11 protein-coding genes and 4 pseudogenes are annotated in these 11,478 nt (G+C 68.6%); 8 read left to right on the top strand and 7 right to left on the bottom strand.

Annotated features, from left to right (window positions below; all coding sequences use genetic code 11):
* Positions 1 to 653 (top strand): helicase associated domain-containing protein (locus tag ABZ070_RS31060; protein WP_356638665.1); only part of this gene is annotated, 653 nt, incomplete at its 5' end.
* Positions 654 to 716: 63 nt separating this feature from the next.
* Here ABZ070_RS31060 and ABZ070_RS31065 read toward each other — a convergent pair.
* The 3 genes and pseudogenes from ABZ070_RS31065 to ABZ070_RS31075 form a co-directional block, all read right to left on the bottom strand.
* Positions 717 to 1,172, bottom strand: a complete 456-nt coding sequence (locus tag ABZ070_RS31065; protein ID WP_356638667.1) for a hypothetical protein — start codon at positions 1,170 to 1,172, stop codon at positions 717 to 719.
* A gap of 727 nt (positions 1,173 to 1,899) precedes the next feature.
* On the bottom strand, positions 1,900 to 2,199 hold the full coding sequence (locus tag ABZ070_RS31070) for a hypothetical protein (protein ID WP_356638669.1): 300 nt from the start codon (positions 2,197 to 2,199) through the stop codon (positions 1,900 to 1,902).
* Between the two features lie 283 nt (positions 2,200 to 2,482).
* Positions 2,483 to 2,736, bottom strand: a pseudogene (locus ABZ070_RS31075) (IS701 family transposase); the annotation flags it as partial.
* 109 nt (positions 2,737 to 2,845) lie between these two features.
* Here ABZ070_RS31075 and ABZ070_RS31080 point away from each other — a divergent pair.
* From ABZ070_RS31080 to ABZ070_RS31090, 3 genes and pseudogenes are all read left to right on the top strand, one after another.
* Complete coding sequence (locus ABZ070_RS31080) at positions 2,846 to 3,250, top strand: type II toxin-antitoxin system PemK/MazF family toxin (protein WP_356638671.1); 405 nt, start codon at positions 2,846 to 2,848, stop codon at positions 3,248 to 3,250.
* A gap of 872 nt (positions 3,251 to 4,122) precedes the next feature.
* Positions 4,123 to 4,365 carry a hypothetical protein gene (locus ABZ070_RS31085; protein ID WP_356638673.1) on the top strand — a complete coding sequence of 81 codons (243 nt, stop codon included), beginning with the start codon at positions 4,123 to 4,125 and terminating at the stop codon, positions 4,363 to 4,365.
* Positions 4,358 to 4,664: pseudogene (locus ABZ070_RS31090) on the top strand (transposase); the annotation flags it as partial. The gene ABZ070_RS31085 and the pseudogene ABZ070_RS31090, both read left to right, overlap by 8 nt.
* A 147-nt stretch (positions 4,665 to 4,811) precedes the next feature.
* Here ABZ070_RS31090 and ABZ070_RS31095 read toward each other — a convergent pair.
* On the bottom strand, positions 4,812 to 5,318 hold the full coding sequence (locus ABZ070_RS31095; RefSeq protein ID WP_356638675.1) for a cupin domain-containing protein: 507 nt from the start codon (positions 5,316 to 5,318) through the stop codon (positions 4,812 to 4,814).
* Positions 5,319 to 5,359: 41 nt separating this feature from the next.
* Positions 5,360 to 6,157 (bottom strand): alpha/beta hydrolase, encoded by a 798-nt coding sequence (locus ABZ070_RS31100; protein WP_356638677.1) that lies wholly within the window; start codon positions 6,155 to 6,157, stop codon positions 5,360 to 5,362.
* A gap of 121 nt (positions 6,158 to 6,278) precedes the next feature.
* On the opposite strand from ABZ070_RS31100, the gene ABZ070_RS31105 reads away from it, so the two are divergent.
* Positions 6,279 to 6,779 carry a MarR family transcriptional regulator gene (locus ABZ070_RS31105; protein WP_356638679.1) on the top strand — a complete coding sequence of 167 codons (501 nt, stop codon included), beginning with the start codon at positions 6,279 to 6,281 and terminating at the stop codon, positions 6,777 to 6,779.
* A 318-nt stretch (positions 6,780 to 7,097) separates the two neighbouring features.
* On the opposite strand, the pseudogene ABZ070_RS31110 reads toward ABZ070_RS31105, so the two are convergent.
* Positions 7,098 to 7,265 (bottom strand): annotated as a pseudogene (locus ABZ070_RS31110) (ISKra4 family transposase); the annotation flags it as partial.
* A 961-nt stretch (positions 7,266 to 8,226) separates the two neighbouring features.
* Between ABZ070_RS31110 and ABZ070_RS31115 the strand changes: the two are divergent.
* Positions 8,227 to 8,541: a hypothetical protein gene (locus ABZ070_RS31115; protein WP_356638681.1), complete on the top strand. Its 315-nt coding sequence runs from the start codon at positions 8,227 to 8,229 to the stop codon at positions 8,539 to 8,541.
* 394 nt (positions 8,542 to 8,935) lie between these two features.
* Here the strand turns inward: ABZ070_RS31115 and ABZ070_RS31120 are convergent, their stop codons facing one another.
* Positions 8,936 to 9,325, bottom strand: a complete 390-nt coding sequence (locus ABZ070_RS31120) for a hypothetical protein (RefSeq protein WP_356638683.1) — start codon at positions 9,323 to 9,325, stop codon at positions 8,936 to 8,938.
* 800 nt (positions 9,326 to 10,125) lie between these two features.
* On the opposite strand from ABZ070_RS31120, the gene ABZ070_RS31125 reads away from it, so the two are divergent.
* Together ABZ070_RS31125 and ABZ070_RS31130 are read left to right on the top strand one after the other, a co-directional pair.
* On the top strand, positions 10,126 to 11,124 hold the full coding sequence (locus tag ABZ070_RS31125; protein WP_356638685.1) for a DUF3800 domain-containing protein: 999 nt from the start codon (positions 10,126 to 10,128) through the stop codon (positions 11,122 to 11,124).
* Between the two features lie 148 nt (positions 11,125 to 11,272).
* Positions 11,273 to 11,398: pseudogene (locus ABZ070_RS31130) on the top strand (AAA family ATPase); the annotation flags it as partial.
* Positions 11,399 to 11,478 lie beyond the last annotated feature (80 nt).

Consider the following 11,478-nt stretch of genomic DNA (forward strand, 5'->3'; position numbering starts at 1 on the left):
CCCGCTGGACCGTGCACCCGGCCTCTCTCAACGAACCCACAACACACCAGGCCAGCAAGCCCGCGATACACCAACAAGCCCCCCTCCGAGCGTCAGCCGAGCACCGCGCGCAGCAGCTCTCCGCCATCGACCCCGACTGGAACCCGAGGCTGCTGGGATGGACCGTCGACTGGCAACGCCACCACACAGGCCTGCGGGCATTGCTGGACCAAGGCGCCGGCCTCGAAGACATCCAGCCCGGAGTCACCTGGCACGGCGACGACATCGGCCGATGGGTCGCCCGGCAGCGACGGGACTGGAAACAGCTCAACGAAGAACAGCAACGACGTCTGGGCGAGCTGGGTGTTGAACCGGCTCCACCGCCTGCAGCCGCCCCGAAGACGCGGACAGCGAGCGGGGCGCCGGCAGGGACAGGAAACAGCGCCAGCAAGGCGTCGTCTACGGCGTTCCAACGCGGCCTCACAGCCCTCACCCAATACATCCAACGCGAAGGAACCACCATCGTCAGCAGACAACACGTAGAAGAACTCCCCGACGGCACAGCCGTACGCCTGGGCGTGTTCCTCATGAATCAGAAACAGCGCCGCAACCGACTCGACGAGGGGCAGCGCGCCGCCCTCGCCAACCTCGGATACACCTGGGCAGCCGCCTGACGGCGTGCGAGGCGGCCATGGCGGCCGAACAGCAGGCCACGGCCGGCTGACCTCCCACGCAGCTCAGAGCGCGATCGGTCGGTACTTCAGAGCCTCGTCGACAATCTGCTCCGCAGACGCATCTTGAAGGGCGTCCAAGGGGTGGAGCACCAGGTCACTCACCCCGGGATGCGACACGTTCGCCCCCAGGAGCCGCAGATAGTAGTCGCTCTCCGGGTCGGCCTTCAGGAGTCTGCGAACGATCTCAACGAGCTCGTCCCGGGTGATGTCCGCAACCACAGGGCGAGCCGGCCTGGCCGCCTCCCTCGCGAACTCCTCCAGACTTCTGCTGCCGTAGTACTCGGCGAAGTCGAGAGCCTCGTAATCGTGCCCAGTCATCGCGTTGAAGGCCGCAATCGCCTCGTCCGCCGCCTCCCGGCGGGAGGCCAGCAGGTCAGCGATCCGCTCCACCTCGGCGCACAGCTCGTCCAGCCGCTGCCGACTCACGGGCGGGGGCAACAACTCCGGTCTCAGGTCCACAGCCGAATCATGTCCGTCCGTGCCGACACACCCGAGCCGAGCCCTCTGGGTGCTGCCACTTCTCATCAACATTTCCGGACATCTCAAGCAGGCGTCCGGGGTCGACTCTGTTCATGAGAGGGGACCACCCCCGCAGGCGCGGGGAGCAGAAGCCCGGGTCACGACGAGCCGCCGCGATCAGGGGACCATCCCCGCAGGTGTGGGGAGCAGGCGAGACGGAACCGGATCCGGTTCTCTTCCTCGGGACCATCCCCGCGGGCGCGGGGAACAGACCCCGCCGACGTAACCGAGCAGCGGCTCGGGGGACCTCCCCGCGGGTACGGGGAGCAGGAGACAGCCAGGAAGCGGCCAGCCTGCGGAACAGGACCATCCCCGCAGGTGCGGGGAGCAGTTCGCTTTGGCCGGCAGGCATGCGCCGGAGAAGGGACCATCCCCGCGGGCGCGGGGAGCAGAGGTGAGCTGCGTTCGACTCGGAGTCAAGGTGGGGACCATCCCCGCAGGCGCGGAGAGCAGTCTCCGGGGGTCCTTCCGGTTCGTCGCGGTTGGGGACCATCCCCGCAGGTGCGGGGAGCAGAACGTGTCCGTCGCGAACTTCTCGACGTACAGGGGGCCATCCCCCGCGGGTGCGGGGAGCAGACGCCTCGTCAGACCCGTTGCTGCCGGTCGCGGGGGACCCTCCCCGCGGGCGCGGCGGCGGACTGACGACTCAGTGAACGAGGGATCTGCCTCATTGTTCAGCGTGGTCGCCGTTCCGCTCGACGGCATCCATGAACGGATCGTGCACTCGCAGCTCACGCCCCCGACCTGGACTCGTCAGGACGATCGTCTTCGCCTCGCCAAGAGCTTTGGGACCCGCCCCAAGCAACTCGCGCGTGATCACCACCGCATCGAGCACCTCGACTCGACGCTCAGTCAGTAGCTGCTGCACAGCAGCCATCCCGCCGTCACCGGTCAGCAGCGGCCGACACTCGTTGACGAGCGCCTCAAGCCGAGCCGCCCTCTCCGGACGCAGCCCACTGATCGCCATGCGTCGCCCCTCCACCCTGCTCAAACTCTTCCTCGATCACCCCCGAAGCCAGTAACAACTTGCGATTCGATTGCCACGGAGGCGCCGCGAAGTTCGAGTGCCGTCATTTCTCGTCAACACCGGCGGGCATGCGGACCGCCAACCGCCTCCCAGACTGCCGAACAAACGCTGTCCTTTGAAGTGAACGAAGCCAGTCCCCGTACTGTTCTGAGTGCTCCACCAAGTACGGAGAAGTGTGCACCGGTCTCAGAGGGAAGGTCGTGCTCAGACCAGGGTGGAGATGCAGGTCGTCGCGTACCTGGTCGGCTTCCCACTTGGCCCGGCCGAGCAGGTGCTGCATGCCGTCCGGGGCGGCCTCCCCGGCCCACTCGGCGATGGTCCAGCAGTTCTTGCGCGGTAGTTCCGACAGCAGCCCGAGACCAACTGCCGCGCCCGACGCCGGGGTTCGACCCGCGCATACCGCCCCGCTATCCGGCTCAGCAGGCCCTCGTACGCCTCCTGCCAGCGGGCAGGGTCTACGCTGTGACCTGCGGCCACCGCATGATCTTCAGTCTTCACACACCGATGATCAACGGTGGCCGCACCCGTCTCCACAGCGCGTCAGGGTCGCGCAGCGTCCGCCTGTCGCCCCGTGTCAGGAGGACATGTGCAACGTGGCGAAGTCTGGTGGGTCGAGTTCGACGAGCGGCGGCTGGTCGTACTGCTGTCGGGAGATGACGCGTCCGGGTTCCAGGTGATGCAGGTCGTCGCTCCGGCGGGCCTCGACATCAGCGGTCTGGGCATCGAAGTGACGGTCGGCGCCGGTGAAGGGCTGCCGCTCGAAGGCGTGCTGCGGCTCGCGTTCCCGCGTCCAGGCTTCACCCCGTGCACGTGGCTGACCACCGTGTCCCGGGACGACCTGATAGAGCGGGCGGCCGTCCTGTCTTCCAGGAAGCTCAGCGAGATCGACGATGCCCTCCAACTCGCTGAACAAGCACAGGAGCGGACCCCGGCAACGACCGCGAAGCTCAGCGAGATAAGGGACGCCCTCCGTCGCGGTGAACTCGGGTAGACGGAGAAGGAGCCGACGCCCGCGACGGCATGGGCGATCTCGGGCGAGATGATCCACGCTGGACACCTGCCGCCTCGACGCCCCTCACCATCGAGATCACGATCTACGGCTGGAGTACTAGGACAGGCTGGGCCCTATTTGCGATGCGGTCGGCACGTTCGCTCACGTGGACCAGGGGAGCAGCCGAGAGCGTGTGCGGCGCCGGGCTTCCGGGCCTGCGGTGTCGCGGACGCCTTCTACCGGCTCAAGAACCGGCTCCAGGCCATCGAGCGGGACACCGATGTGGCCTGAGTGGACAACCAGGAGGCCAATCACAGTAGCCTCATCCGCCGCGATCCCCTGCCAAATAGGCCGGTCCCCGAGCGCGGTGGCAGACATGCCCCTCGTAGCGCGGGAAAGCCTGGCGGGCCGCGACACAGCACGTGCCGGTGTGGCGTCACCTGGTCAGCGCCACAGGCATCCGCAGCATCCGTGCACCGGACGGGAGTTGAACAGGAATGGCCCGCAAGGCGGGGCGCGGCTCGCGGGCCGTGCGCGCCCGCTCGATGTCCACGTACGACTGGGAGCCGAAGCCGCGTACGACCAAGACGGGGATGCCGAGGTCGGCCAGCTACTCGGTGAACATGCGGCGCAGCGTGCAGCCCAGTTCCCCGTACGCGGTCACGATTGCCCGGGCGCGATCGACGACGGCGGGCCAGTGGAGGCGTCCCATGCCGGTACATGTACCCGATGTCGTTGTTGCTGGTCAGGGTGCTGGGCAAGCCTCGGGGGCGTGGCGCCGGGCAAGCCTCGGGCGTAGGTGGGCAAGCCTGGGCCGGAGTGCACAGGACGTCGCGTATTTCCCAGATGCCCTGGAACACCAGCCGGTCCGGATGACGCTTGCGTCCCGGATGTCGGGGCCGACGCTCGGCCCTGGGCGGCAGAAGCAGGTTGTGCAGGCGGGCGGCGCCAAGCATCAAGGTGTGGACGCCGTCGCCCAGACTCCGGTCGCGCTGCTCGGCGCCTACTGGCTGGAGCTGCTGCTCGTCGAGGAGCGGAGCCTCAGCTGTTCTGGATGGGGCTCGGGCCCACACTATGAGAGCGATGAGTGGAGCGTCGAGCAACATCATCCATGAACTCCTGCGCTGCCAGGGTGAGGGAGAGAGCCGGCCGATTAGAGGACCCGACCCTGGTGGTGCTGGACACGCAGAGCGTCCACGCGGCTGCCGGGGTCCCCTCCTCCACAACCGGCCGGGATCCCTCGAAGCGGGTGCCGGGCCGCAAGCGGGACTGGCCGTGGATGTGCTGGGCCTGGTCATCGCCATCACCATCCTCGCCGCGGGTACGCACGACAACGCCGCGGGCGTCCCTGCTCGACCAGGTCGCCGAGCATGCCGGCGACACCGTCCGCAGAGCCCTGGTCGACCAGGGCTTCAACTTTTCGGCGGCTTGCGCCGGCGCCTGGGCTATGGAATGACGTTGCTGGTGGAGGAGTTGGATAACGGCCACGTTGGTCATGAGGGCGGCCTCATTACTGGTGAAAACCGGTGGAAGCCGGTGATGTGGCGGTGGTGCGGCCGGGTCAGACGAAGAAGCTGTCGTGGCGAAGGAAGAACTCCGCGCGCTCCTCTTGGCTGAGGTCGTCCAGTTCGGTCACGCCCTCGAAGTAGTCCTCACGCGGCGCGCCGGGGGCGAAGAGCATGAGCATGGAAGCGGGTTCGCCGGACTCATTGCGGAAGGCGTGCAGCCCGCCGACCGGTACGTAGAGGTAGTCGCCGGAGGTGGCGGTGATCCAGCGCCGGCCGTCGAACAGCCGCATGGCTCCGGACAGAATGAAGAATGACTCCGACATCGCCTTGTGGAAGTGTGTGCTCGGCCCGCCGAATTCGGGCCCCATGTCCACTCGGTACAGGCCGTATTCGCCGCCAGTGGAGATGGTGGTGGACAGATAGTGATACGCGGTGCCGGTGGCGTCGGCCGGGGCGTCCGGGCGGGGCTTCGCAATGAAGTCGGGCTCGGCGGTCGCGGGGCGGAATGTCGCGTTGATCTCGCCGTGGTCGCCGAAATAGCGGGGGTCCGGGTAGGACACGAAGACTCCTTGGTGAGAGTGGGGACGCAGGCGGGCGCGCCTCAGGCGTCGATGAAGTCGCGGGTGATCTTGATCAGCCCGCTGGGGTCGGCGAACCAGTCCATGTGGCCCTGGCCCGGGACCTCCACCAGCTCGCTGCCGGCGATCGCCGCGTGCAGCTGCCGGGAACCCTCCAGCGGGATCATCGCGTCCTTACCGAAGCCGACGACTAGCGTGGGCGCGGTGATGACGGGGAGCAGCGGCCTGATGTCCACCTGCAGGTTGAGGTCGATCTGGCGGCCGATGCCGGGCGGCGGCCAGGCGTCGGCGAGCGAGGCCGCCAGGCCCTCGTGGCCGAACCGGTCCAGGGCGGTGGCGCTGAAGCCGGTCAGCGCGGCGAACCGCTTGAACAGCTCGCGGTCGCCGGCCAGCAGCTTCTGCCAGGTCTCGAAGTAGTAGCGGTCGCGCGGCCCGGTGGAGTGCGCCCAGCCGGCGACGAGGACGAGCCGGCGGACGAGTTCGGGGTGGGTGGCGGCGACGGCGGCCGCGCCGACCGCGCCGAGCGAGAAGCCGAGCAGGTCAACGGGGCCTTCGGTGCCGGCGTCGCGTATCGCCGCCGCGATCTGGTCGGCGATCAGGTCGACGGTCAGCTCGCCGCCGTCGTCCTCGGTCCGGCCGCTGCCGCTGAAGTTGGGGCGGATGACGGTGTGGGTGCCGGTGAAGCGGTCCACGACGTTGCCGAAGACCTTCTCGGCGTCGCCGCCGGTGCCGTGGACCAGGGCGAGGCCGGGGCCCTGGCCGTCGAGCTCGTAGTGGACGCGGGTGTTACGGGCGGTGTTACGGACAGCAGCGAACGGCATGACAGCCTCCTCGGCTCCTCGGAGCCCTTGAGTGAGCGCTCACTAGGTGAGTGATAAGATAAATACCAGTTGCCTGAGTGTCAATTAAACGAGCACTCACCTATCTGGCTTGGGAGGATTCATGGCGGATGCGGTGGAGGCGGTGCTGGAGCAGTGGCGCCGGGAGTGTCCCGGTCTCGATGTCGAGCCGATCGGGGTGGTCGGGCGGATCATGCGGCTGTCCCGGCTGTGGGACAAGGAGATCAAGGGCCTTCTCGCTGAACACGGCCTGGAGCCGGGCGAGTTCGACATCCTCTCCACGCTGCGGCGCTCCGGTGAGCCGTACGAGCTGACCGCGGGCACCTTCCTCAAGGCCTCCCTCGTCACCACCGGGGCGATCACCCTGCGGGTCGACCGCATGGCGGACAAGGGCCTGGTCACACGGGTGCCCGGCGACACCGACCGGCGGTCCGTACGCATCCGCCTCACCCCGCAGGGCCTGGATGTGATCGACCGGGTGCTCCCCCTCCACCTGGCCAACGAGGCCCGCCTGCTGGAGGGCCTCGACGCCGGTGAAAGGCAGCACCTCGCCGGCACCCTCGCCACGCTGCTGGAGTTCCGCGGCGACACCGCCTCCCGCTGAGTGGCGCCGCGGGACCGGATGCCCCGGGCCCGGGGCGGTTGTGGCATCTGGCCCGGCGGCGCCGTGAGTCGGGCCACAGGGCGGGGGGCGTTGCTCTGCGAGCATGTCGGGCATGGAGAGCGGGGGTGAGCACGCGCGGCTGTGGACCGCTCGTGGCAGCTCACAGGTGGAGTTGCTGGCGGCACGGTTCGAGCGGTTCGCCTTTGGGTGCGGCCCCTTTCGGGGAAGGTCGTTGATCAAGCTCCGAGTTGGTAGTCGCGCTGGTTGGGGTAGGTGCGCTGGTGTTCCCGGGTGTGGTGGTAGGCGAGACGCGTCGAGGTCGTCGTTGGCCTGGACGGCCCGGAGTTTGAGGACGGCTTCGGCGCTGTCCAGGCCCCAGCGGGCGCCGGTGATATCGAGTCGGTCGCCCACGATGTGTCGGCAGGCTCCTTCGACCGAGCCGGTCGCGATCGGCCAGCCTGCCTCCAGCGCGATGTCGTAGCGGAGCCGGTCGAGATGCCCGGTCAGGTAGCGCACGCCCGTCTCCACGCCGCCCCGTTTCGCACCGCTGAGCTGGTCCTTCTCGGCCTGCATGGTCATCTCCCGGGTGACACGGGCGGCGTGTCCGTGCAGATCGCGGTGAGTTTCTCCGCGGTGAAGGTCTCCGCGGCCTCGCCGGTGAACCCGAGATCGGCGTTGGGACCATCCCCGCGAGCGCGGGAAGCAGACCCCGAGGATCACCGTCCCGGCCGCCGTTCGGGGGACCATCCCCGCGGGCGCGGGAAGCAGGACGCGTCCTGCCGCACCATCGGGCCCGAAGCGGGACCATCCCCGCGGGCGCAGGGAGCAGCATTTGGGTAGACGTCACCCGCTCGCATCATGGGGACCATCCCCGCGGGCGCGGGGAGCAGGTGTTCGCGGCGCCGACCGCTTCGGCGGTGGCGGGGCCATCCCCGCGGATGAAGGAAGCAGCCACCCGCTCGTGTCGGTCTCTATCCCGGACGTGGGACCATCCCCGCAGGTGCGGGGAGCAGGTGTAGCTGAAGCGGGACGGACACGGTCTCGGGACCATCCCCCCGGGCGCGGGGAGCAGGTGTAGCCGAAGCGGGGCGGTGTGCGGCCGATGGGACCATCCCCGCGGGTACGGGGAGCAGCCTCTGCCCTAGCGGAGGCGGGGCGTTCGTGCGGGACCATCTCCGCAGGCGCAGGGACCAGGCCACCGCATGGAGCGAAGCGTGGCGGCACGTGGGACCATCCCCGCAGGCGCGGGGGGGCAGCCGCGGATCCCGTTCCGGCCGCACATCGCCGCGGGACCATCCCCGCGGGCGCGGGGAGCAGTGCTCGCGATCCTGCGGCACGTGTGAGAGGTCGGGACCATCCCCGCGGGCACGGGAAGCAGTTCGGCCTCCAGGCCGCGGGCGCGCCCCTCGATGGGACCATCCCCGCGGGCGCGAGGAGCAGCCTCTCGGTGGGCGCGGTCCATCGGCAGCGTGCGGTTGCCGAGGCCCAGTCCGTGCACGGTTTCGGTCAGGCGCGCGGCGAGCTCGTTTCCGACCGCTCGCATCCGCAGGCCAGCCCCTTGGCCGATGCCTCCAGTGAGGTCGATCCCGGCCCTCGTGGCCAGATCCACGGGTGCGGCCGTGGTGAAGGAGAGGCGCAGCCGCTGGTCGATCGCGGTGCCGACGTTGCCGGCCTCAGTGCCGACGCCGGGCCCTGGCAGCAGAACGGTGTCGGTGCGGTGCTGGGAGCGGAAGGATTCGCGCAGCGGCCGGGGGCCGGCTGACAGCTCGCGGTCCAGGAACCGGCGCAGTGGAGTGCGGGGACTGTGCAGTCCGGAGGTCAGGCTCATTGAGGGCCACCGCCTTGAGGAGCACCGCCTGCGGGCGGTGGGAGTCGTCACGGCGACACTACGAACCGGCGCTGACAATGTGTCACTCACACGAGTGAGTTGCTTGTCGCCCGCACGGAACTGTTCCCCCGAGCGGGTGACGGAAGGCGGCGGGCGCCGGCCGTGCCGGACAGGCGGCGGAGCGTCTTTGGCGAGGCATCTCACGCATCGAGCCGCATCCTCGAGCCCAAGGCAGAGTGATCAAGCGGTTCGTTCGTAGCTTCACAGCACAGCAGCAACGAAGGCCCGGGACCAATTGGTCCCGGGCCTCTTCTCGTCTTGGGTCGGCCTACCAGTACAGGAACTTGCCGGTGCAAGGGTCAGGGGCGTTGTTCCTGTCCTCGCAGACCCGAACTGCGTAGAAGCCACCATCGTCGTAGGCCTTGGTGGAGCAGCCGGCCGCTGATCCGTTGGCGTCGTACGTGCGCTTGTGGACGGGTACCGCCGACCACCTGACGTCGATGTACGCCTGGTTGCCGTCGGCCTCCTTGTCGCAGATGGTGATGAGGCCGTTGCTGTCGAGCAGGGCGAAGTCGTCGCCCTGGTAGATCGTCGTCGATTGCGCGTAGGCCGCTGTGGCAGAGGCCACCGCCAGCGTGATGGCTGCTCCACCCACTCCTAACGAGGTCAGCAGGGCGCGGTGCTTGGACCGTAATGCGGCGCTTATGGAAGTGCTCACAGATACTCCTTTGTAGGACGGCGGACAGAGAACGCTGAAGGCACACCTCGAACATGGGCTGGTGCGCCGCAATCCTCAAACCGGCTCGCCGGGATCGGCCGGGGGTGCCGGTCCGGGCCGGGCGCGGGGGCGGTGCAGAGGCGGTAGCCGGACTCCAGACCGGCCTCCCGCACCACGGGGCACACCCGCCCCCAGGCCGCGCCAAGGTGAAGGTTCAGTGGTCGGTGGCTTTGGGGTGTCCCGGGGGGAGGCATGGTCGATCCAGACGGTGCGGCGATCGGTGTCGAGGAGGTACCAGATGCGACCGCCGGCGGTGACCTCGATCTGCCAGCAGTCCATCGTTTCGCCGCGGTGGGTGCCGTGGACGTCAGACCCCGCTGGAGCGACGGGGCCAGGTAGGGGCAGTGGGCGGTCATCTGCCGCGCGTAGTCGCTGATGTCCACGGATCGCGGCCTGGTGGTGCTGGCCTCAACGAGGCGCAGCGCCCCGGCGGTGGGCCGGGGCGCTGCGCTGGTGCGGCCGATGGGACCATCCCCGCGGGCGCGAGGAGCAGTCGTTGGACTTGTCGCCGTTGGTGAAGCGCAGGGGACCATCCCCGCGGCCGCGGGGAACAGCTGGTCGCCGCCGTGATCCTCGCCCTTGTGCTGGGACCATCCCCGCAGGTACGGGGAGCACGCTCCAAGGAAGGTGGGCGCCGTGGTCGTGAAGGGACCATCCCCGCGGGCGCAGGGAGCAGATTCACTGACGCCCGAAGCCCAAACCGGTGGCCGCCTCGCCCGTCTGCCCGGCATGCTCCGGAAATGAACATCCCCCCTGGCTCGCTTCCCGTTGTCTACGCAGATGAGTCCTCGAACTCAGGGCAGAACCTGCTCGACCCGGATCAGCCGGTGTTCACGGTGGCAGGGGTCCACCTGCCCGACGAGTTGGCCGCGTCCATCGTGGACGAGGTCCGAGCCCAGCTGCCCCTCACCCAGGGAGAGCCCAAGTACGGCTCCCTGGCTCGCTCCTCCCGGGGACGGAAGGCGTTGATGCGGGCCTTCGAGCAACTTCCTGAGGGAAGCACACGCAGCTATCTGATACACAAGCGGTTCATGGTGACGACGAAACTGGTCGACGTCCTGGTCGAGCCGCTGGCGGATGCGGACGGCTTCAACCTGTACGAGGACAAACAGGCGCTGGCTCTGGCGGAACTGCTGCACGTGGGCGGGCCGGTCTGCGGGGACGCTACGGCCTACCGCCAGCTACTTCAAACCTTCGTGAACTGGGTGCGGCAGCGGGTCTCAACCGACGAGCTGTTCGCAGCCGTGGCCACTTACAAGGCATCAGTGTCGGTGGACTACGGTGACTTCGCCGAGTGGATTGATCTACTGGAGTACTGCCGAGGCGTGGCCGATGAGACCGCCGCCGACCTCGCTGCCGGCGAACAGCGGGACATACTCGACCCGGCGATTCCCTCGCTGTACTGCCTGTGCACCAGCTTTGGTGAATCCCTTAGGCAATTCCGTCTCGTTCACGACGCGTCCAAGGTGATCGACCGCAACACGATGCTATTGCGTATGGCGCACCTGTTCCCGGACCTTGCCCACCCAGGGCAATTCAATGACCCGTTTCCGGCCATTCGGATCGACTTCGCAGACAGCAAAGCCCACCCACAGCTCCAGCTGGCGGACTGGGCGGCGGGCGCGGTACGGCAGTGGGCTGCCCACTTGGCCGTGGGCGGCGGCGACCGTTTCTCGGAGGAACTGGCGGATGTGGTCTCGCCCTGGGTGGTCGACGCTGTCTGGCCGACCGGCCCCTGACGAGGCGGAGCTGCAGGGCAGGACCATCCCCGCGGGCGCAGGGAACAGAGCGACGGTTGTCGTCCAGCGTGAAGTGCCAGGGACTATCCCCGCAGGTGCGAGGAGCAGAGGTGAGCTGCGTTCGACTCGGAGTCAAGGTGGGGACCATCCTCGCGGGTGCGCGGCCATCGTCGACCGGCTCACGTTCAACGGCACCATCATCGAGACCGGCACCGACTCCTACCGCATCGCCAGCACCCGGGCCCGAGCTGAGGAGCCCGCCAAGGCCGGCTGACATCTGCCGTTGCCTGACTCGACGGCCTGCCGCCCTGACGGGCGGCGGCCGGCCCGCATTCGCGGGCAGTGCTGTCCTGT

The organism is Streptomyces sp. NPDC006283, assembly GCF_040613325.1.
Lineage (GTDB): Bacteria > Actinomycetota > Actinomycetes > Streptomycetales > Streptomycetaceae > Streptomyces.